28 protein-coding genes and 1 pseudogene are annotated in these 26,353 nt (G+C 70.8%); 24 read left to right on the top strand and 5 right to left on the bottom strand.

What is annotated here, in order from left to right:
- The first annotated feature begins 6 nt into the window (after positions 1–6).
- The 14 genes from ACWEEU_RS16325 to ACWEEU_RS16260 all read left to right on the top strand — a co-directional run bounded on the left by ACWEEU_RS16325 (position 7) and on the right by ACWEEU_RS16260 (position 12,891).
- Positions 7–654, top strand: a complete 648-nt coding sequence (locus ACWEEU_RS16325; RefSeq protein ID WP_385749899.1) for an L-threonylcarbamoyladenylate synthase — start codon at positions 7–9, stop codon at positions 652–654.
- Between the two features lie 52 nt (positions 655–706).
- Entirely contained in the window at positions 707–1,366 is a 660-nt protein-coding gene (locus ACWEEU_RS16320; RefSeq protein WP_018544509.1) for an arsenate reductase/protein-tyrosine-phosphatase family protein, read from the top strand.
- Positions 1,367–1,470: 104 nt separating this feature from the next.
- On the top strand, positions 1,471–2,709 hold the full coding sequence (locus tag ACWEEU_RS16315; RefSeq protein WP_451732863.1) for a serine hydroxymethyltransferase: 1,239 nt from the start codon (positions 1,471–1,473) through the stop codon (positions 2,707–2,709).
- A gap of 150 nt (positions 2,710–2,859) precedes the next feature.
- Complete coding sequence (locus tag ACWEEU_RS16310) at positions 2,860–4,182, top strand: MraY family glycosyltransferase (RefSeq protein ID WP_385749894.1); 1,323 nt, start codon at positions 2,860–2,862, stop codon at positions 4,180–4,182.
- 279 nt (positions 4,183–4,461) lie between these two features.
- The gene (locus tag ACWEEU_RS16305) at positions 4,462–4,902 is read left to right on the top strand and encodes a hypothetical protein (protein ID WP_451732860.1); all 441 of its coding nucleotides are present in this window, start codon (positions 4,462–4,464) and stop codon (positions 4,900–4,902) included.
- Positions 4,903–5,112: 210 nt separating this feature from the next.
- Entirely contained in the window at positions 5,113–5,949 is an 837-nt protein-coding gene (gene atpB / locus ACWEEU_RS16300) for a F0F1 ATP synthase subunit A (RefSeq protein ID WP_018544513.1), read from the top strand.
- Positions 5,950–6,028: 79 nt separating this feature from the next.
- On the top strand, positions 6,029–6,277 hold the full coding sequence (locus ACWEEU_RS16295; RefSeq protein WP_018544514.1) for an ATP synthase subunit c family protein: 249 nt from the start codon (positions 6,029–6,031) through the stop codon (positions 6,275–6,277).
- A gap of 38 nt (positions 6,278–6,315) precedes the next feature.
- Positions 6,316–6,861, top strand: a complete 546-nt coding sequence (locus ACWEEU_RS16290; protein WP_451732856.1) for a F0F1 ATP synthase subunit B — start codon at positions 6,316–6,318, stop codon at positions 6,859–6,861.
- On the top strand, positions 6,858–7,673 hold the full coding sequence (locus tag ACWEEU_RS16285; RefSeq protein ID WP_385749887.1) for a F0F1 ATP synthase subunit delta: 816 nt from the start codon (positions 6,858–6,860) through the stop codon (positions 7,671–7,673). Before ACWEEU_RS16290 ends, ACWEEU_RS16285 begins: the two co-directional genes overlap by 4 nt.
- A gap of 125 nt (positions 7,674–7,798) precedes the next feature.
- The gene (gene atpA / locus ACWEEU_RS16280; protein WP_385749885.1) at positions 7,799–9,391 is read left to right on the top strand and encodes a F0F1 ATP synthase subunit alpha; all 1,593 of its coding nucleotides are present in this window, start codon (positions 7,799–7,801) and stop codon (positions 9,389–9,391) included.
- Between the two features lie 21 nt (positions 9,392–9,412).
- Positions 9,413–10,330 (top strand): F0F1 ATP synthase subunit gamma, encoded by a 918-nt coding sequence (locus tag ACWEEU_RS16275; protein ID WP_385749882.1) that lies wholly within the window; start codon positions 9,413–9,415, stop codon positions 10,328–10,330.
- Entirely contained in the window at positions 10,331–11,767 is a 1,437-nt protein-coding gene (atpD, locus tag ACWEEU_RS16270; protein ID WP_385749880.1) for a F0F1 ATP synthase subunit beta, read from the top strand.
- 125 nt (positions 11,768–11,892) lie between these two features.
- The gene (locus ACWEEU_RS16265; protein ID WP_385749877.1) at positions 11,893–12,270 is read left to right on the top strand and encodes a F0F1 ATP synthase subunit epsilon; all 378 of its coding nucleotides are present in this window, start codon (positions 11,893–11,895) and stop codon (positions 12,268–12,270) included.
- A 174-nt stretch (positions 12,271–12,444) separates the two neighbouring features.
- Positions 12,445–12,891, top strand: coding sequence for a DUF2550 domain-containing protein (locus ACWEEU_RS16260; protein ID WP_385749874.1), 447 nt, complete (start codon positions 12,445–12,447; stop codon positions 12,889–12,891).
- A gap of 90 nt (positions 12,892–12,981) precedes the next feature.
- Here the strand turns inward: ACWEEU_RS16260 and ACWEEU_RS16255 are convergent, their stop codons facing one another.
- A complete protein-coding gene (locus tag ACWEEU_RS16255; RefSeq protein WP_451732849.1) occupies positions 12,982–14,808 on the bottom strand; it encodes a glycosyl hydrolase family 18 protein in 1,827 nt (608 codons plus the stop codon).
- A gap of 183 nt (positions 14,809–14,991) precedes the next feature.
- Between ACWEEU_RS16255 and ACWEEU_RS16250 the strand changes: the two genes are divergently transcribed.
- The 4 genes from ACWEEU_RS16250 to ACWEEU_RS16235 are packed head-to-tail and all read left to right on the top strand — an operon-like array spanning position 14,992 to position 17,845.
- The gene (locus tag ACWEEU_RS16250) at positions 14,992–15,687 is read left to right on the top strand and encodes a response regulator transcription factor (RefSeq protein WP_451732846.1); all 696 of its coding nucleotides are present in this window, start codon (positions 14,992–14,994) and stop codon (positions 15,685–15,687) included.
- Positions 15,684–17,162, top strand: coding sequence for a sensor histidine kinase (locus tag ACWEEU_RS16245; RefSeq protein WP_451732843.1), 1,479 nt, complete (start codon positions 15,684–15,686; stop codon positions 17,160–17,162). Before ACWEEU_RS16250 ends, ACWEEU_RS16245 begins: the two co-directional genes overlap by 4 nt.
- A gap of 54 nt (positions 17,163–17,216) precedes the next feature.
- The gene (locus ACWEEU_RS16240) at positions 17,217–17,630 is read left to right on the top strand and encodes a hypothetical protein (RefSeq protein ID WP_451732840.1); all 414 of its coding nucleotides are present in this window, start codon (positions 17,217–17,219) and stop codon (positions 17,628–17,630) included.
- On the top strand, positions 17,630–17,845 hold the full coding sequence (locus tag ACWEEU_RS16235) for a hypothetical protein (protein ID WP_451732837.1): 216 nt from the start codon (positions 17,630–17,632) through the stop codon (positions 17,843–17,845). The genes ACWEEU_RS16240 and ACWEEU_RS16235 overlap by 1 nt, the downstream gene beginning before the upstream one ends.
- A 63-nt stretch (positions 17,846–17,908) precedes the next feature.
- On the opposite strand, the gene ACWEEU_RS16230 is transcribed toward ACWEEU_RS16235, so the two are convergent.
- Both ACWEEU_RS16230 and ACWEEU_RS16225 read right to left on the bottom strand, forming a co-directional pair.
- Positions 17,909–18,481, bottom strand: a complete 573-nt coding sequence (locus tag ACWEEU_RS16230; RefSeq protein ID WP_385747870.1) for a cob(I)yrinic acid a,c-diamide adenosyltransferase — start codon at positions 18,479–18,481, stop codon at positions 17,909–17,911.
- A 13-nt stretch (positions 18,482–18,494) separates the two neighbouring features.
- Positions 18,495–18,692: pseudogene (locus ACWEEU_RS16225) on the bottom strand (ABC transporter permease); the annotation flags it as partial.
- A gap of 44 nt (positions 18,693–18,736) precedes the next feature.
- Between ACWEEU_RS16225 and ACWEEU_RS16220 the strand changes: the two are divergent.
- The 4 genes from ACWEEU_RS16220 to ACWEEU_RS16205 all read left to right on the top strand — a co-directional run bounded on the left by ACWEEU_RS16220 (position 18,737) and on the right by ACWEEU_RS16205 (position 23,253).
- The gene (locus tag ACWEEU_RS16220) at positions 18,737–18,874 is read left to right on the top strand and encodes a hypothetical protein (RefSeq protein ID WP_451732833.1); all 138 of its coding nucleotides are present in this window, start codon (positions 18,737–18,739) and stop codon (positions 18,872–18,874) included.
- Positions 18,875–19,057: 183 nt separating this feature from the next.
- A complete protein-coding gene (locus ACWEEU_RS16215) occupies positions 19,058–19,906 on the top strand; it encodes a 3-hydroxyacyl-CoA dehydrogenase family protein (protein ID WP_451732830.1) in 849 nt (282 codons plus the stop codon).
- Positions 19,907–20,116: 210 nt separating this feature from the next.
- Positions 20,117–20,440 carry an STAS domain-containing protein gene (locus ACWEEU_RS16210; RefSeq protein WP_199587311.1) on the top strand — a complete coding sequence of 108 codons (324 nt, stop codon included), beginning with the start codon at positions 20,117–20,119 and terminating at the stop codon, positions 20,438–20,440.
- 326 nt (positions 20,441–20,766) lie between these two features.
- Positions 20,767–23,253 carry an ATP-binding protein gene (locus tag ACWEEU_RS16205; protein ID WP_451732827.1) on the top strand — a complete coding sequence of 829 codons (2,487 nt, stop codon included), beginning with the start codon at positions 20,767–20,769 and terminating at the stop codon, positions 23,251–23,253.
- Positions 23,254–23,283: 30 nt separating this feature from the next.
- Here the strand turns inward: ACWEEU_RS16205 and nucS are convergent, their stop codons facing one another.
- Entirely contained in the window at positions 23,284–23,955 is a 672-nt protein-coding gene (gene nucS / locus ACWEEU_RS16200) for an endonuclease NucS (RefSeq protein ID WP_018544534.1), read from the bottom strand.
- 297 nt (positions 23,956–24,252) lie between these two features.
- Here nucS and ACWEEU_RS16195 point away from each other — a divergent pair, with 297 nt between their 5' ends.
- Positions 24,253–24,645 carry an SCO5389 family protein gene (locus tag ACWEEU_RS16195; protein ID WP_199587308.1) on the top strand — a complete coding sequence of 131 codons (393 nt, stop codon included), beginning with the start codon at positions 24,253–24,255 and terminating at the stop codon, positions 24,643–24,645.
- Between the two features lie 85 nt (positions 24,646–24,730).
- Here ACWEEU_RS16195 and ACWEEU_RS16190 read toward each other — a convergent pair whose 3' ends face one another.
- A complete protein-coding gene (locus ACWEEU_RS16190) occupies positions 24,731–25,759 on the bottom strand; it encodes an LLM class flavin-dependent oxidoreductase (protein ID WP_451732823.1) in 1,029 nt (342 codons plus the stop codon).
- Between the two features lie 244 nt (positions 25,760–26,003).
- On the opposite strand from ACWEEU_RS16190, the gene ACWEEU_RS16185 reads away from it, so the two are divergent.
- A complete protein-coding gene (locus tag ACWEEU_RS16185) occupies positions 26,004–26,336 on the top strand; it encodes an ATP/GTP-binding protein (protein WP_385747862.1) in 333 nt (110 codons plus the stop codon).
- Positions 26,337–26,353: the final 17 nt, after the last annotated feature.

The following is a 26,353-nucleotide window of genomic DNA, read 5'->3' as shown; positions in this document are numbered from 1 at the left end:
CGCTAGATGGCACGGCGATACGACACCAACGACGCGACCGACCGCGTGACGGGTCTGCGCGAGGCCGCGTCCGCCGTCCGTCGCGGCGAACTGGTGGTGCTGCCGACCGACACGGTCTACGGCATCGGCGCCGACGCGTTCTCCTCCGAGGCCGTCGCCGACCTGCTCGCCGCCAAGGGCCGGGGCCGCAACATGCCCACTCCCGTGCTCATCGGCTCCCCGAACACCCTGCACGGCCTCGTCACGGACTTCTCCGAGAAGGCGTGGGACCTGGTCGACGCCTTCTGGCCCGGCGCGCTCACCCTGGTCGCCCGGCACCAGCCGTCCCTGCAGTGGGACCTCGGGGACACCCGGGGCACCGTCGCCGTCCGGATGCCGCTGCACCCGGTCGCCATCGAGCTGCTCACCGAGTTCGGCCCCATGGCCGTCTCCTCCGCCAACCTCACCGGCCACCCGTCCCCGGAGACCTGCGACGCCGCCCAGCAGATGCTCGGCGACTCCGTCTCCGTCTACCTCGACGGCGGCCCCACCCCGGGCAACGTGCCCTCCTCCATCGTGGACGTCTCCCGCGACGTCCCGGTGCTGCTGCGCGCGGGCGCCATCTCCCCGGAGGAGCTGCGCAAGGTCGTACCCGACCTTGAGGTGGCGAATTGACGGCCGCCGAGCCCCCCGTCCTCACCGTCCCGCCCGAGCAGGGGGTCACCCCATGCGCGGCATAGGCGGCGGGGAGAGCGCGGCGGAGCAGACCACCACCTTCGGGTTTCCGCGCGACACCTTCCGCATCCTCCACGTCAGCACCGGCAACGTCTGCCGCTCGCCCATCACCGAGCGGCTGACCCGGCACCTCGTGGCGGAGCGGCTCGGCGTGCTCGGCGGCGGTCTGATCGTGGAGAGCGCCGGAACCTGGGGGCACGAGGGCGCGCCCATGGAGGAGAACGCGGAGACCGTGCTGGCCGAGTTCGGCGCGGACGCGGCCGGGTTCACCGGGCGCGAGCTGCTGGACGAGCACGTCATCATGGCCGACCTCGTGCTGACCGCCACCCGCGACCACCGCGCCCAGGTCATCTCCATGGGCCACTCCGCCGGCCTGCGCACCTTCACGCTGAAGGAGTTCACCCGCCTGGTGCGGGCGATAGATCCGGCCACTCTGCCGCCCCTGGAGGACGGCGTCGTGCTGCGCGCCCGCGCCCTGGTGCGGGCCGCCGCCGCGCTGCGCGGCTGGCTGCTCGCCCCGACCGCCGAGGCGGACGAGGTGTACGACCCCTACGGCGCCCCGCTGCCCTTCTTCCGTTCCATCGGGGACGAGATACGGGACGCCCTGGACCCGGTCGTCACCGCGCTGACCGGCGTCCCCGCGCACATGTGACCCCGCCCCGGTACGGAAGCGGAACCGGGGCGGAGCGGCCGAGCGCCCCTTCCGCCCCGGGCCTACATTGGACGTAAGTCCACTTCCGACCGCCGGAGCCCTTCATGCCGGTCACCCCCGCCCTGGACCCGGACGTCCTGCACCGCCAGGACCCGGAGCTGGCCGACATCCTGCGGGGCGAGCTGGACCGGCAGTCGACCACCCTCCAGCTCAGCGCCGCCGAGAACTTCGCCTCCCCGGCCGTCCTCGCCGCGCTCGGCTCCCCGCTGGCCAACAAGTACGCCGAGGGCTACCCGGGCGCCCGCTACCACGGGGGCTGCGCCCTCGCCGACGCCGCCGAGCACCTCGCCGCCGATCGGGCCCGGGAGCTGTTCGGCGCCGAGCACGCCAACGTCCAGCCGCACACCGGCTCCTCGGCCGTCCTCGCCGCCTACGCCGCCGTGCTGCGCCCCGGCGACACCGTCCTCGCCCTGGGGCTCCCCGACGGCGGCCATCTCAGCCACGGCTCGCCCGCGCACCTCTCCGGCCGCTGGTTCGACTTCGTCGCCTACGGTCTCGATCCCGCCACCGGCCTCGTCGACCACGACGAGGTGCGCCGCCTGGCCCGCGCGCACCGCCCCAAGGCCGTGGTGTGCGGCTCGATCGCCTACTCCCGTCACTTCGACTACGCCTTCTTCCGCGAGGTCGCCGACGAGGTGGGCGCCTGTCTGATCGTGGACGCGGCGCATCCCGTCGGTCTGGTCGCCGGGGGAGCGGCGCCGAACCCGGTGCCGTACGCCGACATCGTGTGCGCGACCACGCACAAGGTGCTGCGCGGACCGCGCGGCGGTCTCGTCCTGTGCGGCGGGGCACTGGCCGGGCGGGTGGACCGGGCCGTGTTCCCCTTCACCCAGGGCGGCGCGCAGATGAACGTCGTCGCCGCCAAGGCCGCCGCGTTCGGGGAGGCGGCGAGGCCGGCCTTCGCGGTCTACGCCCATCAGGTCGTCGCCAACGCCCGGGTGCTCGCGGACCGGCTGGCCGACGAGGGGTTCACCGTGACCACCGGGGGCACCGACACCCACCTGATCACCGTCGACCCGGCCCCGCTCGGCGAGGACGGCCGCACCGCGCGCGGACTGCTCGCCGCCGCGGGACTCGTCCTCGACTGCTGCCCGCTGCCGCACACCCGGGAGCGGGGACTGCGCCTCGGCACGGCCGCGGTGACCACGCAGGGGATGGGGGAGCGGGAGATGGAGCGCGTCGCCGCGCTGCTGGGAGGCGTGGTGCGGGGTGACGTCGCTCCCGGCGCGGTGCGCGGCGAGGTGCGCGAGCTGACTGGCGCGTTTTCGCCCTACCCCGCCTGAGCAGGGGTAGACGGTAGGCCGTACGGTCCGGTGAGCGGGTGGTGCACGGGGGGTGGTGCAACCATCGTCACTACCCGGAAGTCCTCATCCGTATGCCCCGCTCGCTAGGGTGTGGGGCTGTGATGGCCAGCGAGATCTGTGGGGAAGCCCGTGCGTGAATACCTGCTGACGCTCTGTGTCACGGCCGCGGTGACGTACCTCCTGACGGGACCGGTACGGAAGTTCGCGATCGTGGCCGGGGCGATGCCGGAGATCCGGGCACGTGACGTGCACCGCGAACCCACTCCGCGCCTCGGCGGGATCGCGATGTTCTTCGGACTGTGCGCGGGCCTGCTGGTCGCGGACCACCTCGGCAGCCTGAACGAGGTCTTCGTCCGCTCCAACGAGCCGCGGGCGCTGCTCTCCGGAGCCGCCCTGATCTGGCTGATCGGCGTCCTGGACGACAAGTTCGAGATCGACGCCCTGATCAAGCTCGGCGGCCAGATGATCGCCGCGGGCGTGATGGTCATGCAGGGTCTGACGATCCTCTGGCTCCCGGTGCCGGGCATCGGCACGGTCGCGGTGACCCAGTGGCAGGGCACCCTGCTGACGGTGGCGCTGGTGGTCGTCACCATCAACGCGGTCAACTTCGTGGACGGCCTCGACGGTCTCGCGGCGGGCATGGTGTGCATCGCGGCGGGCGCGTTCTTCATGTACGCGTACCGGATCTGGTACTCCTACGGCATCGAGGCGGCCGCCCCGGCCACGCTGTTCGCCGCCATCCTCATGGGCATGTGCGTGGGCTTCCTGCCGCACAACATGCATCCCGCGCGCATCTTCATGGGCGACTCCGGCTCCATGCTCATCGGCCTGGTGCTGGCGGCCGGCGCGATCTCGGTGACCGGCCAGATCGACCCCGACAACATGGAGCTGTTCGCCGGTGGTTCCGAGCGCAGCGCGGTGCACCAGATGGTGCCGGTCTACATCCCGCTCCTGATGCCGCTGACCATCATCGCGATCCCGGCGGCCGACCTGGTCCTCGCCATCGTGCGCCGCACCTGGCGCGGCCAGTCGCCGTTCGCCGCCGACCGCGGGCATCTGCACCACCGTCTGCTGGAGGTCGGCCACTCGCACAGCCGGGCCGTGCTCATCATGTACTTCTGGTCGGCGCTGATCGGCTTCGGCGCCCTGGCCTACTCGGTCAACTCGGCGTCCATGTGGATCGTGCTGAGCGTCGTCTTCCTCAGCGCCATCGGCCTCGTCCTCCTGCTCCTCCCGCGCTTCACCCCGCGCACCCCACGCTGGGCGGAGGGCTTCGTGCCGCCGCGCTACCGCAGGCGCCGGAAGGCCGCCGAGGCCCCGGAGAGCGGCGGCGACGACCCGGCGGAACCGGCGTCCCCCGAGCCCGTCGCGGCGGCCGTCGCGGGCGTCAACGGCGCCACCGCGCTGGGCTCCCGGCCCCGCTCCGGTAAGGGTCGCAAGGTAAGAATCTGACTAGAGCATTGCCAACTCGTGGGGGAGCAAAGTCCCCCAATACCAGACAAGTAGGCGTGGTTTTTGCACAGACGCGCAGGATCACCCTCATGTGTGACCCCGGGCACACCAGGTGGGTAAAGACCTCATCAAATAGTTTGTGATACGGTTCACGAGAACCCCGGAGAGAACCGAAGGACCGTAATGCGACGGTCCATTGGTGTGAGTAATCGATCGCTCTGCCCGGGACTACGCTCGTCCATGACGACACCTGCCCCCTGTGAAAGCGGAGTTGCCGCCATGCCGTCCAATGACGTCCGGATTCTGGCCCAGGCCGCCGTGCCCACGGTTGCCGTCGGTGCGATCGCCACCGTCGTCAGCGGTGTGGTCGCGGGGGGCAAGGGAGCCATCGGGGCAGTCATCGCGACAGCGGTCGTGCTCCTCTTCATGGGGCTCGGTCTCTTCGTGCTGCAGCGCACCGCCAAGTCTTTCCCGCAGTTGTTCCAGATGATGGGCCTGATGCTCTACGCGGCCCAACTCCTGCTGCTGGTCATCTTCATCGCCGTGTTCAAGAACACGACGCTGTTCAACCCCCGCGCCTTCGCCATCGTGCTCGTCGTCTCCACCCTCACGTGGATCGCCGCGCAGGCACGTGCCCACATGAAGGCAAAGGTCCTCTACGTCGAACCTGATGCTCCGTCGAAGGGTGACAAGCCCGAGAAGACGGAGCGCCCGTCGTGAGAGGTAGGGCCGGGATAAAGGCACATGCGAGATCCTGCTATCGTCCGGTGCCAACTGCGGCATCGCGGACGCGGGCATCCCAGCTGACGCCTGTTCCATCGCGAGGCGAGATGCCCCCGAGCCGCCCCCACATCCGAACCACCAGTCCCGTGCCGAACCGCGGCCCTGTGCCGCGCCGACACAACGAGGTTGCCGTACCCATGCGCCACGATGAAGGAGCCCGCGGTGAGTGCTGATCCGACGCAGACGCTCGCTTTCGACACGAGCTGCCACCTGTTCACCGGGTGCGGCTTCCCGGCTCCGGGCCTGCACTCGTTCCTGTTCAAGCCGCTCTGGGGCGACGCGGACAGCAACCTGTACTTCAACAAGACGATGCTGCTGGCGCTGCTCGGTTCCATCGTCGTCGTGGGCTTCTTCTGGGCCGCGTTCGCCCGGCCGAAGGTTGTCCCGGGCAAGCTCCAGATGATCGCCGAGTCCGGCTACGACTTCATCCGGCGTGGCGTCGTCTACGAGACGATCGGAAAGAAGGAAGGCGAGAAGTACGTACCTCTCGTCGTCTCGCTCTTCTTTTTCGTCTGGATGATGAACCTCTGGTCGATCATCCCGGTCGCCCAGTTCCCGGTGACGGCGATCATCTCGTACCCCGCCATCCTGGCCCTCATCGTCTACGTCCTGTGGGTCTCGCTGACCTTCAAGCGACAGGGCTTCGTCGGCGCCTTCAAGAACTTCACCGGCTACGACAAGTCGCTCGGCGCGGTTCTCCCGCTGTCGATGACGATCGAGCTGTTCTCGAACCTGCTCGTCCGGCCCTTCACGCACGCCGTGCGACTCTTCGCGAACATGTTCGCGGGCCACACGCTGCTGCTGCTCTTCACGATCGCCAGCTGGTACATGCTGAACGGCATCGGCATCGCCTACTCCGCCGTCTCGTTCGTGATGGTCATCGTGATGACGGCCTTCGAGCTCTTCATCCAGGCTGTCCAGGCGTACGTGTTCGTGCTCCTGACGTGCAGCTTCATCCAGGGCGCGCTCGCCGAGCACCACTGAGCCAGCCCGCTCCGTCACACCCATCCAGACATCCGGTGGCCATCCCCCACCGGTCATTGAAAGAGAAGGAAGAACCGGCATGTCCGCTCTCGAAACCCTTGCCGCCGGCGTCCAGATCAAGGGCAACCTCGGCTCCATCGGTTACGGTCTCGCCGCCATCGGTCCGGGCGTCGGCGTCGGCATCATCTTCGGTAACGGCACGCAGGCCCTCGCCCGTCAGCCCGAGGCGGCCGGCCTGATCCGCGCCAACCAGATCCTCGGCTTCGCCTTCTGTGAGGCGCTCGCCCTGATCGGTCTGGTCATGCCGTTCGTCTACCCGGCCTCCTGACCCGACCGCCGCGTTACCCATAGACGAAAGGCACTGATATGAGCCCCCTGGTTCAGCTTGCGGCTGAGGAGGCCGAAAACCCCCTCATCCCGCCGATCCCAGAGCTCGTCATCGGCCTGATCGCCTTCGTCATCGTCTTCGGCTTCCTCGCCTGGAAGCTGCTCCCGAACATCAACAAGGTTCTGGAGCAGCGTCGCGAGGCCATCGAGGGCGGTATCGAGAAGGCCGAGGCCGCGCAGACCGAGGCCCAGAGCGTCCTTGAGCAGTACAAGGCCCAGCTCGCCGAGGCTCGGCACGAGGCCGCGCGGCTGCGCCAGGAGGCTCAGGAGCAGGGCGCGGAGCTGATCACCGAGATGCGGGCCGAGGGCCAGCGTCAGCGCGAGGAGATCATCGCCGCCGGTCACGCCCAGATCGAGGCCGACCGCAAGGCTGCTTCCGTCGCGCTGCGCCAGGACGTCGGCACCCTCGCCACGGAACTGGCCGGCAAGCTCGTCGGCGAGTCCCTCGAGGACCACGCCCGGCAGAGCCGTGTGATCGACCGCTTCCTCGACGAGCTTGACGAGAAGGCCGAGGCCACGCGATGAACGGAGCGAGCCGCGAGGCACTGGCTGCCGCACGGGAGCGTCTCGACGCGCTGACGGACTCCACGTCCGTGAACGCCGCGCAGCTCGCCGACGAGCTGGCGGCCGTCACCGCGCTGCTCGACCGCGAGGCCGGCCTGCGCCGGGTCCTCACCGACCCGGCGCAGCCCGCTGAGGCCAAGGCCGAGCTGGTGCAGCGCCTGATCGGCGGCCAGGTGAGCGGTCAGACCGCCGACCTGGTGGCCGGGATGGCCCGCTCCCGCTGGTCGCAGCCCCGCGACCTGGTGGACGCGATCGAGGAACTGGCGAACATCGCCGACCTCACCGCGGCGGAGAAGGACGGCACGCTCGACGAGGTCGAGGACGAGCTGTTCCGGTTCGGCCGGATCGTCTCCTCCGACACCGCCCTGCGGGCGGCGCTGACCGACCGGGCCGCGAGCGCCTCGGCCAAGGCCGAGCTGCTGCACCGGCTGCTCGGCGGACGGGCCAAGCCCGTCACCGAGCGTCTGGTCACGCGCCTCGTCACCGCGCCGCGTGGACGTAGCCTGGAGGCGGGACTGGAGTCCCTGTCCAAGCTGGCCGCGGAGCGCCGGGACCGGCTGGTGGCCACGGTCACCTCCGCGGTGCCGCTGAGCGACACGCAGAAGCGACGTCTGGGCGACGCCCTGGCGAAGCTCTACGGCCGCCGGATGCACCTCAACCTGGACGTGGACCCCGACGTCGTCGGCGGACTGCGCGTGCAGGTCGGTGACGAGGTCATCAACGGCTCCATCGCGGACCGGCTGGAAGACGCCGCCCGCCGCATGGCGAGCTAGAACTCAACACGCAAGACGTACCTACGGCCCTGGTTGGGCCGTGCAGAGGATTCACCTCGTTCAGGGGGGAGTCCCCATCCCCCCAAGTGAAACTTCGGGCCCAACAAGGAGAGCAGGGAACCCAGATGGCGGAGCTCACGATCCGGCCGGAGGAGATCCGGGACGCGCTGGAGAACTTTGTCCAGTCGTACAAGCCGGACGCGGCCTCGCGCGAGGAGGTCGGTACGGTCACCCTTGCCGGCGACGGCATCGCGAAGGTCGAGGGCCTGCCCTCGGCCATGGCCAACGAACTGCTGAAGTTCGAGGACGGCACCCTCGGCCTCGCCCTCAACCTCGAGGAGCGCGAGATCGGTGCCATCGTCCTCGGTGAGTTCAGCGGCATCGAGGAGGGCCAGCCGGTGCACCGCACCGGTGAGGTGCTCTCCGTGCCGGTCGGCGACGGCTACCTCGGCCGTGTCGTCGACCCGCTCGGCAAGCCGATCGACGGCCTCGGCGAGGTCGAGACCGACGGCCGCCGCGCGCTGGAGCTGCAGGCCCCCACGGTCATGCAGCGCCAGTCGGTGCACGAGCCGATGGAGACGGGCTACATGGCCGTCGACGCGATGACCCCGGTCGGCCGTGGTCAGCGTCAGCTCATCATCGGTGACCGCCAGACCGGCAAGACCGCCCTGGCCGTCGACACGATCATCAACCAGCGCGACAACTGGCGCTCGGGCGACCCGAAGAAGCAGGTCCGCTGCATCTACGTCGCCGTCGGCCAGAAGGGCTCCACCATCGCCGGCGTGCGCCGCGCGCTGGAGGAGAACGGCGCGCTGGAGTACACGACCATCGTCGCCGCCCCGGCGTCCGACCCGGCCGGCTTCAAGTACCTTGCGCCGTACACCGGTTCGGCCATCGGTCAGCACTGGATGTACCAGGGCAAGCACGTCCTGATCGTCTTCGACGACCTGTCGAAGCAGGCCGACGCCTACCGCGCCGTCTCCCTGCTGCTGCGCCGCCCGCCGGGCCGTGAGGCCTACCCGGGTGACGTCTTCTACCTGCACTCCCGTCTGCTGGAGCGCTGCGCCAAGCTCTCCGACGACATGGGTGCCGGCTCGATGACCGGTCTGCCGATCGTCGAGACCAAGGCCAACGACGTCTCGGCGTTCATCCCGACCAACGTCATCTCCATCACCGACGGCCAGTGCTTCCTGGAGTCGGACCTGTTCAACGCCGGTCAGCGCCCCGCGCTGAACGTCGGTATCTCCGTCTCCCGAGTCGGTGGTTCCGCGCAGCACAAGGCGATGAAGCAGGTCTCCGGCCGACTGCGCGTGGACCTCGCCCAGTACCGCGAGCTGGAGGCGTTCGCCGCCTTCGGTTCCGACCTGGACCAGGCCTCGAAGAACCAGCTCGAGCGCGGTACCCGCATGACCGAGCTGCTCAAGCAGAACCAGTACCAGCCGATGTCCACCGAGGACCAGGTCGTCTCGATCTGGGCCGGTGGTACGGGTCGCATGGACGACGTGCCGGTCGAGGACGTGCGCCGCTTCGACAAGGAGCTCCTGGAGTTCCTGCACCGCAAGCACCAGGGCCTGATGACCTCCATCCGGGAGGGCGGCAAGATGTCGGACGACACCCTGCAGGCCGTGGGCGACGCGATCGCGGAGTTCAAGAAGCAGTTCGAGACCTCCGAGGGCAAGCTGCTCGGCGAGGACACCCCCGCCACTGCCGCCAAGTGACGTAAGGAAGGGACCTGACTCATGGGAGCCCAGCTCCGGGTCTACAAGCGTCGCATCCGATCCGTCACCGCGACCAAGAAGATCACCAAGGCGATGGAGATGATCGCCGCCTCGCGCGTCGTCAAGGCGCAGCGCAAGGTGGCGGCCTCCAAGCCGTACGCGGACGAGCTCACGCGCGCCGTCACGGCGGTGGCCACCGGGTCGAACACCAAGCACCCGCTGACCACGGAGGCGGAGAACCCGACCCGTGCCGCGGTCCTGCTCCTCACGAGCGACCGCGGCCTGGCCGGCGCCTTCAACTCCAACGCGATCAAGTCGGCCGAGCAGCTCACCGAGCGCCTCGAGCGCGAGGGCAAGCAGGTCGAGACGTTCATCGTCGGCCGGCGCGGTATCGCCCACTACAACTTCCGTGAGCGCAAGGTCGCGGAGTCGTGGACGGGCTTCACCGACGAGCCGACGTACGCGGACGCCAAGAAGGTCGCCGAGCCGCTCATCAAGGCCATCGAGACCCCCGACTCGGAAGGCGGCGTGGACGAGCTGTACCTCGTCTACACCGAGTTCGTGTCGATGATGACGCAGACGGCGGTCGCCCAGCGGCTGCTCCCGCTGCGTCTCGACGAGGTCGCCAAGGAGGCCGCCCCCACGGGGGAGATCCTCCCGCTGTACGACTTCGAGCCCTCGGCGGAGGACGTCCTCGACGCCCTGCTGCCGCGGTATGTGGAGAGCCGCATCTACAACGCGATGCTCCAGTCGGCCGCTTCGAAGCACGCCGCCACGCGGCGCGCGATGAAGTCGGCCACCGACAACGCGGGTGAGCTGATCAACACGCTCTCCCGCCTTGCCAACGCGGCCCGCCAGGCCGAAATCACCCAGGAAATCAGCGAGATCGTCGGTGGCGCCAGTGCCCTGGCCGACGCGAGCTCGGGGAGTGACCGATAAATGACCACCACTGTTGAGACCGCGACGGCTACGGGCCGCGTCGCCCGGGTCATCGGCCCGGTCGTCGACGTGGAGTTCCCCGTCGACGCGATGCCGGACATCTACAACGCCCTGACCGTCGAGGTCGCCGACCCGGCGCGCGAGGGCGAGAAGAAGACGCTGACCCTGGAGGTCGCCCAGCACCTGGGTGACGGCCTGGTCCGCACCATCTCCATGCAGCCCACCGACGGTCTGGTCCGCCAGGCCGCGGTGACCGACACGGGCGACGGCATCACCGTCCCGGTCGGCGACTTCACCAAGGGCAAGGTGTTCAACACCCTCGGTGAGGTGCTGAACTCCGACGAGAAGCACGAGGGCGAGCGCTGGTCCATCCACCGCAAGGCCCCGAACTTCGACGAGCTCGAGTCGAAGACCGAGATGTTCGAGACCGGCGTCAAGGTCATCGACCTGCTGACCCCGTACGTCAAGGGCGGCAAGATCGGTCTGTTCGGCGGTGCCGGTGTCGGCAAGACGGTGCTCATCCAGGAGATGATCTACCGCGTCGCCAACAACCACGACGGTGTCTCCGTGTTCGCCGGTGTCGGTGAGCGCACCCGTGAGGGCAACGACCTCATCGAGGAGATGACCGACTCGGGCGTCATCGACAAGACCGCCCTGGTCTTCGGCCAGATGGACGAGCCCCCGGGCACCCGTCTGCGCGTCGCGCTGGCCGGCCTCACCATGGCCGAGTACTTCCGTGACGTCCAGAAGCAGGACGTGCTGTTCTTCATCGACAACATCTTCCGCTTCACGCAGGCCGGTTCCGAGGTCTCCACGCTGCTCGGCCGTATGCCGTCCGCCGTGGGTTACCAGCCGAACCTGGCCGACGAGATGGGTCTCCTCCAGGAGCGCATCACGTCGACCCGCGGTCACTCGATCACCTCGATGCAGGCGATCTACGTCCCCGCGGACGACCTGACCGACCCGGCCCCGGCCACCACGTTCGCCCACCTCGACGCGACGACGGTTCTCTCCCGTCCGATCTCGGAGAAGGGCATCTACCCGGCCGTGGACCCGCTGGACTCCACGTCCCGGATCCTGGACCCGCGCTACATCGCGCAGGACCACTACGACTGTGCGATGCGCGTCAAGAACATCCTGCAGAAGTACAAGGACCTCCAGGACATCATCGCGATCCTCGGTATCGACGAGCTGGGCGAGGAGGACAAGCTCGTTGTCCACCGTGCCCGTCGTGTGGAGCGCTTCCTGTCCCAGAACACCCACGTCGCCAAGCAGTTCACCGGCGTGGACGGTTCGGACGTTCCGGTGGAGGAGACGATCCGCGCGTTCAACATGATCTGCGACGGTGAGTTCGACCACTTCCCGGAGCAGGCGTTCTTCATGTGCGGTGGTATCGAGGACCTGAAGAAGAACGCGAAGGAGCTCGGCGTCTCCTGAGTCTCGTGCTCTTGAGCTCGTGCTCTTGAGGAGGGGGCGGGGTCCGTCCCGCCCCCTCCTTCACGCCCACTAGAATTGACCCAACACCCGGCACTACCGCCGGGTGGTGACCCGAGGAGCCAACCTTGGCTGCTGAGCTGCACGTCGAGCTGGTCGCCGCCGACCGCCAGGTCTGGTCCGGCGAGGCCACCCTGGTCGTCGCGCGCACCACGTCCGGCGACATCGGCGTCATGCCCGGTCACCAGCCGCTGCTCGGTGTGCTGGAGTCGGGCCCGGTGACCATCCGCACGAGCGACGGCGGGACCGTCGTCGCCGCGGTGCACGGCGGTTTCATCTCGTTCGCGGACGACAAGCTGTCGCTGCTGGCCGAGGTCGCCGAGCTGGCGGAGGAGATCGACGTCCAGCGCGTCGAGCGGGAGCTGGAGCGCGCGAAGGCGGACGAGGACGCGGACGCCGAGCGTCGCGCCGATGTCCGTCTGCGGACGGCGACCGCGGCGAAGTGACCCACCGCGCCGTGTGACCATGTCATTCAGCCGCGGCCGGCCCGGAACATTCCGGTGCCGGTCGCGGCTGTGGCGAATACGGGTGTTTTTCCGGTTCCATTACCTGGCACTGCGGTTTCATTACCTGGTGTCGTCCGCAGTTCCCCTACCAGGAAGACGAGGAGGTCGGTGTCGATGGTCCTCGCTCTGACTGTGTGCGGAGCCGTGGTGGCGCTCGTGCTGGTGGGGCTGTTCCTGTTCGGCCTGCGCCGCAGGCTGATCCAGCGCTCCGGCGGCACCTTCGACTGTTCGCTGCGCTGGGACGTCTCCACCGACCCGGACACCAGCGGCAAGGGCTGGAGCTACGGCGTCGCCCGCTACAACGGCGACCGCATCGAGTGGTACCGGGTCTTCTCCTACGCGATCCGGCCGCGCCGCGTCCTGGAGCGCTCCCGCATCGAGGTGGCCGGGCGCCGGCTGCCCGAGGGCGAGGAGGAGCTGGCCCTGCTGTCCGACGCGGTGATCCTCGCCTGCGTCCACCAGGGCACCCGCCTGGAACTCGCGATGAGCGAAGACGCGCTGACCGGGTTTCTCGCGTGGCTGGAGGCAGCCCCGCCCGGCCAGAGGGTGAACGTGGCGTAGCCACGTTCACCCTCTGGGTGGGGGTCCCCCCGGACGAAGTCCGGGGGGAGCGTCAACGTCGCTCAGGGTCGTGCGACCCTTCGTACTTCCTTACGACAGGCCGTTGTTCACGGCCGTCACGAGTTCACCGTTGCTGGTGTCCCCGCTGAAGTCCCAGAAGAACGCGCCGCCCAGGCCCTGGTTCTTGGCCCAGCTCATCTTTCCGGCGATGGTCGACGGGGTGTCGTAGGACCACCAGTTGCTGCCGCAGTGCGCGTAGGCCGTGCCCGCGACGGTGCCGGTGACCGGGCAGGAGCCCTTGAGGACCTTGTAGTCCTCGATGCCGGCCTCGTAGGTGCCCGGGGCCGCGCCGGTGGCGGTGCCGCCCGGGGCGTCCTGGGTGACGCCGGTCCAGCCGCGGCCGTAGAAGCCGATGCCGATGAGCAGCTTGCTCGCGGGGACGCCCGCCGCCTTGTACTTGGCCATCGCGTCGGCGGTGGTGAAGCCGGCCTTCGGGATGCCGTTGTACGAGGTGAGCGGGGAGTGCGGGGCGGTCGGACCCTGGGCGTCGAAGGCGCCGAAGAAGTCGTACGTCATGACGTTGTACCAGTTGACGTACTGGGAAGCGCCCGCGTAGTCCGCGGCCTCGATCTTGCCGCCGTTGGAGCCGTCCGCGGTGACCGCGGCGGTGACCAGGGCGCTGGAGCCGAACTTGGCGCGCAGCGCGGAGACGACGTTCTTGAAGGCCGCCGCGCCGCTGGTGTCACAGGACAGACCGCAGGCGTTGGGGTACTCCCAGTCGATGTCGATGCCGTCGAAGACGTCGGCCCACCGGGGGTCCTTGACCAGGTCGTAGCAGGACTGGGCGAACGCGGCGGGGTTCTTGGCCGCCTCGCCGAAGCCGCCGGACCAGGTCCAGCCGCCGAAGGACCACAGCACCTTGATGTTCGGGTACTTGGCCTTCAGCTCGCGGAGCTGGTTGAAGTTGCCGCGCAGCGGCTGGTCCCAGGTGTCGGCCTGGCCGCTGACCGACTGGTCGGCGGTGAACGCCTTGTCGTAGTCGGCGTAGGAGTCGCCGATCGCGCACTTGCCGCCGGTCACGTTGCCGAAGGCGTAGTTGATGTGCGTGATCTTGGAGGCCGAGCCGGACGTCACGATGTTCTTGACGTTGTAGTTGCGGCCGTAGATGCCCCACTCGGTGAAGTAGCCGAGCTTGACCTTGTCGCCGGTGGCGGGCGGCGGGTTGGTGCCGCCGCCGGTGGTGTGCACCGCGACGGAGCCGCTGACCGGGCCGGTCTGGTCGGCGGTGTCACGGGCCTGCACGGTGTACGAGTAGTCCGTGGCCGCGCTCAGCCCGCTGTCGGTGTACGAGGTCGTGGTGACGGTGGCGACCTTGTTGCCGTCGCGCAGGACGTCGTAGTTCTTGACGCCCTTGTCGTCGGTGGCGGCCGACCAGGACAGCTTGACCGAGGTGTCCTTGACCTCGGAGGCGGTCGGGGTGCCCGGAGCGGAGGGCGCCGCGTCTCCGGGGACCGTGGTGCCGTCGCAACTGTCGCCGTTGAGCTTGCAGTTGGACGGGGAGCCGGAGCCCGCGCCGTTGAAGGAGAACGAGACCGAGGCGCCGGGGGCGACCGAGCCGTTGTAGGACTTGTTCTTGGCGGTCCAGTGGGTGCCGGAGGACGTGACGTCCGCGTCCCAGGCGGAGGAGACGGAGGTGCCCGAGGGGAAGTCCCACTCGATCTTCCAGGAGTCGATGGCCGTGGAACCCGTGTTCTTGACGGTCCACTTGCCCTCGAAGCCGGTGCCCCAGTCCTGGGTCTTGACGTAGGTTGCCGTCACGTTCGTCGCGGCCTGCGCGGGAGTTGCGATGCCGACCAGGCCGGCCAGGGGGAGCACCAGGGTCGCGGCTGCGGCCGCGGCTCTGAGTCTGAAGCGCATACTGCGCCTCCCTCGTATTGGGGGTGTCAGGAGGCATGGGGGGCATGACTGAGCCTTCACGCCCATGCTGCCGCGAGAATAGAAAGGTCTGGACCACCGGTCAATAGGTCTGGACCATATGGGAGGGAAGTCGGGGAAATTCTCAACTCCCTTCTTCTGTAGGTAGATTGATGAGGAGAGCGCATGGGTGACGCACCACGGTCCGGGACGGTCCTGGTGGTCGACGACGACGCGGCGATCCGCCGCTCCCTGGAACGCGGGCTCCGGCTGAACGGCTTCGCGGTGCGCACGGCCCCCGACGGCGCCCGCGCGCTCGCCGCCGTCACCGAGGAACCGCCCGACGTGCTGGTGCTCGACGTGTCGATGCCCGGCCTCGACGGCATCCAGGTGTGCTCCCGGCTGCGCGCCGAGGGCCGCGAACTGCCCGTGCTCATGCTCTCCGCGCTGGACGAGACCGCCGACCGCATCGCCGGGCTCCAGGCGGGCGGCGACGACTACCTCGTCAAGCCCTTCGCCCTCCAGGAGCTGGTCCTCCGGCTGCGCGCCCTGCTGCGCCGCAGCCCGCCCGCCGACCGCGAACTGCTGCGCGCGGCCGGACTCGTGATCGACCCCGCCGCCCACACCGCCGAGCGGGACGGCCGCCAACTGGAGCTGACCCGACGCGAGTTCGACCTTCTGGAGGTGCTCGCCCGCAACGCCGGTCTCGTGCTCACCCGCGACCAGCTCCTGGAACGCGTCTGGGGCTACGACTTCGAGGTGCGCACCGACGCCGTGGACACCTTCGTCAGCTATCTGCGGCGCAAGCTGGAGGCGGACGGCTCACCCCGGCTGATCCACACCGTGCGCGGCGTCGGCTTCGTCCTCCGGGAGGCGCCGTGAAACTCTCCACCCGGGTCGGTCTCGCCGTCGGCTGCACCGTGCCGCTGCTCGTGCTCGCCTCCGGGTGGCTGCTGCTGCACCTGGTCGCGCGCGATCTGCGCGGCGCGGGCACCGAGCATCTGCGCCGGCGGGCCACCGCCGTCGCCCCCGACGCCCGCGCCCTGCTGCGCGCCTCCGCGAACGGCCGCCCCCGGATGGCCGACGTGCGCGAGCGCCAGTTGTTCAGCGCGGCTCTCGACGTGGGCGTGCGCGTCGAAGGCGGGGGAGTCTCCTTCAGCGGCGGACCGCAACCCGGCGGTTCCGCCCGGCTGCCCGCGCCCGGCGCCGGACCGGTCACCGTCCGGGACGGCGGCCGCGCCTGGCAGGTCCTGGCCCGGCCGGTCCGCGCCGGGAGCGCGCGCGGCACGCTCTGGGTCTTCGCCCCCGACACCGCCGACCGCGCCCAGGTCCGACTGGTGCGGCGCCGGGTGGTGCTGACCGCGCTGCTCGCCGCGCCGCTGTCCGGGCTGCTCGCCTGGGGCGTCGCGAGCGGCGCGAGCGCCCCGCTGCGGCGCCTGACGCGCCGTACGGCCGGGCTCGACCCGCGCACCAGCGGGGACCGGCCCGGGCAGGAGCGCACCGGGGTCACCGAGGTGGACGAGCTGGCCGCCACCCTGCGCACCGTCCTCGCCCGCTACGACGAGCAGGCCGCGCGCACCGCCGAGGCCCTGGACACCGCCCGCTCCTTCTCCGCCGCCGCCGCGCACGAACTGCGCACCCCGCTGATGAGCATGGGCACCAACCTCGACATCCTCGGCTTCCCCGGGCTGCCCGACGGCGACCGCGAGGAGGTGCTGGCGGACCTCAGGATCGAACACGCCCGGCTGCTCGGCCTGCTGGTGATGCTGCGGGAGCTGGGGCGGGGCGACCTGGTGGAGGCGGAGACCTTCGCGCCGGTCGACCTCGGGGACGTCGCCGACGCTGCCGTGGCCGAGGCCCGCCGCCGGGACCGGGACGCCGGGATCACCCTGGCGGCGGAGCCGGGACTGTCCGTGCACGGCTGGGAGCCGGGACTGCGGCTGCTGCTCGACAACCTGCTCGCCAACGCGCTGGCCCACGGCCGCGACGCGACCGGCGCAGCCCGGATACGGGTGAGCGCGCACCGCGCCGGGAACGACGCCGTCCTCACGGTGACCGACCGGGGGCCCGGCATACCGCCCGAGGCCCGGCAGCGGGTCTTCGAGCGGTTCCGGCGCGGCCCGGACAGTCAGGGCTCCGGTCTCGGTCTCACCCTCGTCGCCCAGCAGACGGCGCTGCACCGGGGCAGCGTGGCCGTCGCCGAAGGACCGGACGGCACCGGGGCGCGCTTCGAGGTACGGCTGCCGCTCGGCGGCCCGGGGCAACCCGGCCGCCGGGACTGGCTGATCGGCACCGCCGCCCACGGCGTCACGGGCGGGACGAACCGGTCACAGAGTTTCCCCAAAGAAGGCTCCTAGCTTCTTCCACGACGGACGGCCGGCCCGGCCGCCCCGGAAGCGAAGGAGAGGCACATGCCCATACGACCCCAGGCCCGCACCCTCCTGGCCGGACTCGCGGCCGCGGCAGTCCTGGCGGGCTCGGCGGGGATCGCCACGGCCGCCGACGCCACGCCCGCCCCCAAGGCCGCCGGACCCACCGGGGGCGGCGCCAAGGCGCTGTGCAAGCGCGTCCCCAAGATCGACCGACGGCTGCACCGCGCCCTGAAGCGGCTGGACGCGGGCAAGGCCCGGCGCGGCTCGGTGGCCCGGCTCCAGCAGCGCGTGGACAACGCCAAGAAGGCCGACCACTCCGAGATTGCCACCTTCCTCCAGGACCGGCTGGACTTCCGCAAGTCGCTGCGCACCAACCTGGAGCAGCGCCAGAAGGACCTGAACTCGGTCGAGGACTGGTGCGCGAAGAACGACGACGGCAAGGCGGGCAGCTGATGCGCGTCGCCGCGGCCGTCCTGCTGACGGCGCTCGCGGTCCTCGCCACGGGCTGCGGCCACGACGACGCCGCGACGACCCCGGGCACCGGGAGCCCGTCGGCGACCGTCACCGCGACCCCGTCCGGCTACGCGGACATGAAGAAGAAGGTCGACGCCGCCGAGTCGGCGGCCGCCGCGGCGGACCGCGACGCGACGAGCGACGCGGACAAGTAGCGGGGAGAGGGTCGGGACACCTCAGGCGTCCCGACCCTCTCTCGTGTCCCTCGGTTCCCTGCCTCAGCGCTCGCCGCCCGGCACCCACAGCACGTCCCCGGTCTCCTTGTTCGCCGTGCGGGCCAGGATGAACAACAGGTCGGAGAGGCGGTTGAGGTAGGTCGCGGTGAGCGGGTTCATCGCGTCGCCGTGCACCTCAAGGGCAGCCCAGGTGGACCGCTCCGCCCGCCGTACGACCGTGCACGCCTGGTGCAGCAGGGCCGCGCCCGGGGTGCCGCCCGGCAGGATGAACGACCGCAGCTTCTCCAGGCGTTCGTTGAACCGGTCGCAGTCCGCCTCAAGCCGGTCCACGTAGAACTGCTCGACCCTCAGCGGCGGGAACTCCGGGTTCTCCACCACCGGCGTCGACAGATCCGCGCCCACGTCGAACAGATCGTTCTGCACCCGGGTGAGGACGGTCACGATCTCCTCCTCCAGCCCTCCCAACGCGATCGCGGTACCGATCACGGCGTTCGCCTCGTTGGCATCGGCATACGCCGAGATCCGCAGATCCGTCTTGGCGGTCCGGCTCATGTCGCCGAGGGCGGTGGTGCCCTTGTCGCCGGTCCTCGTGTAGATACGCGTCAGATTGACCATGCGGCCAGCGTAGTTACGCCCCGGCCGTACGGAACACCCGTGTGCCCACCGCCACGGCGAGCACGGCGAATCCCACGGGGACGAGCGAGCCGTACGGCATGTGGGCGCTCGGGTACCGGCTCACGTAGGCGTCGCGCACCGCGTCCACCAGACAGCGGAACGGCACGAGGTGCGAGAGCAGGTCCAGCCACCGGGGACCCAGCCTCATCGGATCTGCCGGGTCCACCAGACGGTCTCCGCCGCCATCGGGGCGCCATGCTCGCCCGGCGCGAAGCCGGTGCGAACCCGGCGCGACCCGGCGCGGTCTCCCGAGAGGTGCTCGTCCTCCCGGACGGCATCGAGGAGCTGCCGAGCGGGCAGGTCCCGAACCACGCGATCCGGGAACCCCGCTGACCCAACCACCCGTCAAAGGGTGCGAAAGCGTACGGATTTGACGCCCCGCGGCGGCGGAACCGGAACGTGACGGGTGTCTCACGCCCTGAGACCGTGACACGCGTTACTTACGGTCCTCACGGCCGCGCCCGAGCGCTAATGTCCGCCGAGAGGAACCATAAACAGCGCGTAAGGGGTGTGGGAGTGGCTGGGAAGCTCGCCGTCATCGGAGCCGGGCTCATGGGGTCCGGGATCGCCCAGGTCGCCGCTCAGGCCGGCTGGGACGTCGTTCTGCGTGACGTCACCGACGAGGCTCTCAAGCGCGGAACCGACGGCATCCGGGCCTCGTACGACAAGTTCGTGGCCAAGGGCAAGCTGGACGCGGCCGACGCCGAGGCCGCCCTCGGCCGGATCACCCCGACCACCGACCTGGACGCGGCGGCGGACGCGGACATCGTGGTCGAAGCGGTCTTCGAGAAGCTGGAGATCAAGCACGAGATCTTCCGCGCGCTCGACAAGATCGTGCGGCCCGACACCGTGCTCGCCTCCAACACCTCCGCCATCCCGATCACCAAGATCGCGGCCGTCACCGAGCACCCCGAGCGCGTCGTCGGCGTCCACTTCTTCTCGCCGGTGCCGATGATGCAGCTCGTCGAGCTGGTCCGGGGCTACAAGACCAGTGACCAAACCCTCGCCGCCGCACGGGAGTTCGCCGAGTCGGTCGGCAAGACCTGCATCGTCGTCAACCGCGACGTCGCCGGGTTCGTCACCACCCGCCTCATCTCCGCCCTCGTGGTCGAGGCCACCAAGCTCTACGAGTCCGGCGTCGCCACGGCCGAGGACATCGACCTCGCCTGCAAGCTCGGCTTCGGACACGCCATGGGCCCGCTGGCCACCGCCGACCTCACCGGCGTGGACATCCTGCTGCACGCCACCGGCAACATCTACACCGAGAGCCAGGACGAGAAGTTCGCCCCGCCGGAGCTGATGCGCCGGATGGTGGACGCCGGTGACATCGGACGCAAGAGCGGGCAGGGCTTCTACACGTACTGATCCGTACCGACGCGGTACCGGGTCGGCACCGACCGGTGTCGACCCGGTACCGATCCGTACGCATCCGGACAAGCGCCCCCGGAGTATCACTCCCGGGGGTGAATTCGGTATCGGTTCGCTTACAAAGAGCAACCGCTCTGCCCCTCACACAGTCAGACGGTGCACAGCACCGACACGGAGTACGCCACTCGCACTCAACGGGGAGCGCATATGTACATCAGGGGCGACCACGCCGAGCTGGTCGTCGGGGGGCGCCTCGACGTCCGCAGCGCGGCGGACGCCCGTACGGCCCTGCACGCGGCCGTCGACCACGGGATCGGCGATCTCGTGCTCGACCTGTCCGAACTGGACTCCTGGGACGCCACGGGGCTCGGGGTGATCATGGGCGCCCACCGGCGGGCCGGCCGCTGCGGCCGCCGCCTGGTGCTGCGCGACGTGCCGGCGCAGATGCAGCGCCTGCTGGTCGCCACCCGGCTGCACCGCATCCTCGCCATCGAGGGCGGCATCGGCGTCGAATCGCTGCCCCGGGTGTGACCGGCGGGCAGTAACGGTCCTGCCCGCGCACGCCGGTTCGCGGCGGACGTACGGCGGTCACGTGGCGCGGTCGCGGCGGGGTGCGCCGCGAAGCCGCAAGGCCGGACACGGACGCCGAACCGCACGTCGGGGGCAATCCTCACCGGACCGTGATCTCTCGGACCGCCCGGCACCCCGCCCTGTCGCGGATGCCGTCCGAAGGTTTAAGGTTCGGTCGCCCGCTGCCTCGTATCCCTTCGAGCGGGACCGGACCAGAAGCGACAGCGCGATGTGCGGCAGGCCGGTGGGGGCCGAGACAGGGCACACGACGCTTTTGGGGAGAACCCATGGACCCGATCACTCCGGGAGCCGAGGAGCACGACCGGGCGCCGAGCCGCCGGCCGCCCCGCGACTCCCTCACCGCCGACCTCGTCCAGAGCGCCCCGGCCCTCGCCCGTACGACCCGCGTCGTCGCCGGCGACTTCCTGCTGACCGTCAACCCCGTCGACGGCAGCGAGATCGCGCCCGTCCCGCCCGGCACCCCGGGCACCGGAACGCCCCGCAAGCGCAGCGCCGAGGAGCGTGCCGAGGCCGAGTACGCCGCCCTGCCGCCCGGCGCCGACGAGGACGAGGTCGAGCTGCTCTCCCGGCAGGAGCTGCGCGAGAGCCTCGTCCAGTTGCTCACCCGGGGGCGTTCCGTGCGCCTGACCGGCCCGGCGGGCGCGGGCCGCACCGCCCTGCTCGACCTCGTCGCCGAGGACTGCACCGACCTCGCCCCCGACGGCGTCGTCCGGCTCACCGGCGCCCACCGCACCGCCGACGACCTCCTGCGCGACCTCTTCCACACCGTCTACGACGCCCCGACCCGCCACCCCGGGGCGGACGAACTGCGCGCGCTGGTCAAGGGGATCGGTGCCGTCGTCGTCGTGGACGACCTGGAGTTCGGCGGCGCCTCCCTCGCCGACCTGCTCGACTCCACCCCCGAGTGCGCCTTCCTGCTCGGCGCCACCCCCGACATCCCCGCCCCCGCCGCCGACCTGGAGGTCGAGGAGGTCGAACTCCCCGGCCTGGACCGCGCCGCCAGCGTGCGGATCCTGGAGCGCACGCTCGGCCGCGCGCTCACCGAGGAGGAGGCCAACTGGGCGGGTGACCTGTGGTTCGAGTCCGAGGGCCTGCCCCTCCGGTTCGTCCAGGCGGGCGCCCTGCTCCGGCAGCGTGAGCAACTGCGCGCGGGCGCCGGGGTGGTGGACGAGTACGGCGTCTTCCAGGACGTACGGCCCGCCGTCGAGGCGGTGTTCGGGGTACCGGTCGAGGAGGACGAGGCCGAGGAGGTCCCGCTGCCCTCCCTCGGCGAGGCCGCCGCCCCCGCCCCGCTGATCGCCTCCCGGCTCAGCGCCTCGGCCCGCGCCACCCTCCGCTTCGCCGTCGCGCTGGAGGGCGAGGTGCCCCACCAGGCCCATCTGCCCGCGCTGGTGGGCGACACCCACGCCGACGCCGCGCTCGCCGAGCTGTCCGCCTGCGGCCTGGTCTCCCGCGCCGGTGCCCGCTACCGGCTCGCGTCCAGCATCCGCACCCAGTTGGAGGCCGCCGGATACGGCGACGACGCCGCCGAACGCGCCCTCACCGCCGCCCGGCACTACGCCTGGTGGGCCGGTCACCCCTCGGTCGCACCCGAGCGGGTGTGCGCCGAGGCCGACGCGGTGCTCGCCGCACTCGCCCTGCTCGCCCCCGCCGTACGCCGGCGGCCCGAGGGGGAGGGGAGCGAGGAGGACGCGGAGGAGAACTGCGCGGTACGGCTCGCCCACGCGGCCTGCGCCGCCTTCGCCGCCGGACTCCACTGGAACGCCTGGCAGCGCACCCTGCGCGTCGGCACCGAGGCCGCCCGGCTCGCCGGTGACACGGCCGAACAGGCTTACTTCCACCATGAGTTGGGCGTGCTCGCGCTGTGCGAGGGCCAGTTGGACCGGGCCCGCAGCGAACTGGAGACCTCCCAGGGACTGCGGGCCGCGCTCGCGGACAAGCGGGGCACCGTCGCGGGCCGCCGCGCGCTCGCGCTGGTCGCCGACCGCGCGGGCGACCTGCCCGCGCTGGCCGCGCTGACGGCCGCCGAGGCGTCCGAGGCCCGGGCCGACCAGACCCGCCCGGCGCCCGTCGCGCTCTACGGCGCCTCGGGGGCGGGCACGGCCACGATGAGCCCGGCGGCCGAGGAGGGCAGGAGCGGGTTCCGCAGCGCGGCCCGGCGCAATCTGGTGGCCGCCGGGTCCGGCGCGCTGCTCGTCGCCGTGCTCGGCACGGTCGTCACGCTCGGCATGACCTCACAGCAGAACGCCGACCGCGACCCGGCGGGCAGCGTGGAGATCGACCCGTCCGCGACGCAGGGCCTGGACGACGGGAACCTGGGCGCGGTGCCGAAGAAGGACGACGCCAAGGCCCGCCACAAGTCCGCCCCGAGCGCCGGGCCGACCGACCCGGGCCCCGACGGCACCCTCGGCACCGCCGACGACCCCACCCCGTCCGCCACGGCGACCACGGCGGCCGCCGGCTCGGGGGAGACGAAGGGGACGGGCGGGGGAAAGCAGTCGGAGAAGCCCGAGCCGAAGCCGAGCGGGACGACGGCCAAGCCGACCTCGAAGCCGACTTCGAAGCCCACGGGGTCGCCCAAGCCGTCGCCGACGACCCCGACCCCGACGACCACCACCCCGTCACCGACCACGACGGCGACCGGCTCCGACCCGCAGACCTCCACCTCTGCCAGCGGTCCCGCCTCGGCGAGCGCCTCGCCCGTCGAGCGGTCCGCCGATCCGTCGAGCAGCGGCCCCGGCGAGGTCATCTGACCGGGGCGGCCGCCCGGCAGGGCGAGCGGGTCAGAACAGCCGCAGCTTGTCGTCCTCGATGCCGCGCATCGCGTCGTAGTCGAGGATCTGGCAGTTGATGCCCCGGTCCGTGGCGAGCACGCGGGCCTGGGGCTTGATCTCCTGGGCGGCGAAGACACCGCGCACCGGGGCGAGGTGCGGGTCGCGGTTGAGCAGCTCCAGATAGCGGGTGAGCTGCTCCACGCCGTCGATCTCGCCGCGCCGCTTGATCTCGACCGCGACGGTGCCGCCGTCGGCGTCCCGGCACAGGATGTCCACCGGGCCGATGGCGGTCATGTACTCGCGGCGGATGAGCGTGTAGCCCTCGCCGAGCGTCTCGATGCGGTCGGCGAGCAGCTCCTGGAGGTGCGCTTCCACGCCGTCCTTGATCAGACCGGGGTCCACCCCGAGTTCGTGGGAGGAGTCGTGCAGGATCTCCTCCATCGTGATGATCAGTTTTTCGCCCGCCTTGTTGATGACGGTCCACACCCCGCTGTCGTCCCCCGTGCCCTCCTTGAGGGTGCAGGGCGGCGACATCCAGTTGAGGGGCTTGTAGGCCCGGTCGTCCGCGTGGATGGAGACGCTGCCGTCCGCCTTGACCAGGATCAGGCGGGGAGCCGAGGGCAGGTGGGCGGTGAGCCGGCCGGCGTAGTCGACCGAGCACCGGGCAATGACGAGACGCATGGTCGGCAACGCTACTCGACGCGCCCCGGTGCACGCGATTCGCCCGGAGTCCGTTCCGTACCGCCCGCCCCAACCGTCCAGTGGGTCACCCTATTTGTCCCTGGAAACTCTTGTTCATCCCTGGCCGATTGTGACCGCAGTGCGACCGTTCCATATACGCATTCTGCTGGTGTGGTCACCGACGGTTGCCTACCGTAGGAATCGGGGGGCGCGGTGGGTGCACCGATCGTCCGGATGTCGCGCACTCCCACATCTGTCCGGCAACCCCTGTCCCTCGGGGGTGCGAGAGGAGAACCCATGTCGCTCGACGTCTCACCGGCCCTACTCGAAAAGGCCGAGCGAGGCGAGGTCGACGATGCAGAATTCGTCGACTGCGTCCGGACCTCCCTGCCTTTTGCGTGGGAGATGATCAGCACCCTGGTGGCGCGGCTGAAGGTGGACGGCGGACCCTTCGCCGACAACCAGACGCCCCCGCCGGACGAGCACGCGCGCGGTGAGCTGCTGCGTGTGCTCGCGAGCGACGCCATGCGCGGCGCGTTGCAGCGGCACTTCGGAGTGCGGCTCGCCTTCCAGAACTGCCACCGGGTGGCGGTGTTCCCGCTCGACCCCTCGGCCGACGAGACGCTGGCCCGATTCACCTCGGTGCGCAGCCAGTTGCTCAATCAGTCGCCGGAACTCCGGGACTGCTGACGGCCCGGCCGGCCTGTCGTTCCGGTCCCGCGCAGCCCGCGCGGCGCCGGAGCGGCAGGCACCCCGGCGGCGGACGTCGGGGGCGTCAGCGCAGTTGGGGCAGCACCTCGGCGCCCAGACGCCGCAGATTCTCCTCCGTCGCGTTCAGATCGCCCGACCCCTCGGTGAGCAGGGCGAACCGGGAGATGCCGGTGCGCTCGGCCGTCGCCGCGAGCCGGTCGGCGGCGAGCCGGGGCGTGCCCACCGGGTGCAGCCCGCAGAGCAACTCGGTGTAGGCGTGCGGATCGCGCATCGCGCGCGCCCGGCCGTCCACGGTCACGTGCGCGTCGAGACCCTGTTTCAGCCAGCCGGGCATCGCCTTCAGCAGCGTCTCCACCGCGTCCGTGCGCCGGTCCGCGAGCTGGCAGACCCCGGCCGAGACGTGCCCGGCCCCGGTGATCTCCTCGCCGGACCGGCCCGCCGCCCGCGCATGCCGCCGCCACAGCGCGACCATCTCCGCCTTCTCCTCGTCCCCGATGTGCATCCCGAGCAGCATCGGCAGCCCGCGCTCGGCGGCCAGCCGCACGCTCGCGGGCGAGGTGCACGCGACGACCACCTCGGGCCCCGGCGCCTCGGTCAGCGACTCCGAGGGGCGCGGCACGACGGGCACCTCGCGGAACCGGTACCGCTCGCCCGAGGCCCCCACCGACGGCTCCCGCAGCCAGCGCAGCAGCAGGTCCAGCGACTCGGGGAAGCCGCGTTCGTACGCGCCGAGACCGGTGCCGAAGACCTCCAGGTCGACCCACGGGCCGCCGCGTCCGACGCCGAGCGTGAAGCGTCCGCCGCTGGTCACGTGCAGCAGGGCCGCCTGCTCGCCGACGGCTACCGGGTGGGCGGTGGGCAGGACGCTGACGGCGGTGCCGACCCTGACCCGGCGGGTGCGGCCGAGCAGCAGGGCGGCCAGGGTGATCGCCGACGGGCAGGTCCCGTACGGCACGAAGTGGTGCTCGGCCAGCCACACGGCGTCCAGACCCACCTCGTCGGCCACCTCCGCCGAGCGGACCGCCCGGTGGAGGGCCTCTCCGGGCCCCTGGCCCGGGAACCGGGCCGCCAGGACAAAACTTCCTACACGCATCGCACTTCCCGCTTTCTCGGCTCCGACCGGAGCTCCCCCGCTCTCGGCATAACCACATGACACGTGCCCAGGACACGGCTCGGCAGGGGGATTTGCGGATTGTCTGCAGAATGGTCGGTTCTCTGCTGGAATGGATCGCCCCTGAGGGGGACTTGTGCGGGTTGGTTCTTTCCCGCGTGCCCGCGGGGGCGCCGCGTAGGCTGGACGCGGCCCGTGCTTCCTGTATAGCCCCGAGAGGTGTCCCGTGTCCCCGCGTCGCAACCGACCGAAGGCAGCCGGTGAGTCCGGCCGCAGCGCCGAGGACGACGGGGCCGGCCGGTACGGCGGCTGGCAGTCCAGCGAGAGCTGGCAGGGCGAGGACTGGAGCGTGCGCCATGTCGCGGGGGCGAGCGCCGAGGGCAAGACCTACCGCTGCCCCGGCTGTGACCAGCTGATCCCCTCCGGCGTCCCGCACGTGGTGGCCTGGCCCCAGTACGCGGGCGTCGACGACCGCAGACACTGGCACAAGGCCTGCTGGAACGCGAAGGACCGCCGCACCACGAGGGTGCGGCGGCCCGGTGGCGCGCCGAGGTTCTGACCCGGCGCGGACCGCTC

This window comes from Streptomyces sp. NPDC005004, assembly GCF_053600675.1.
This window is presented reverse-complemented; position numbering and strand designations above follow the sequence as displayed.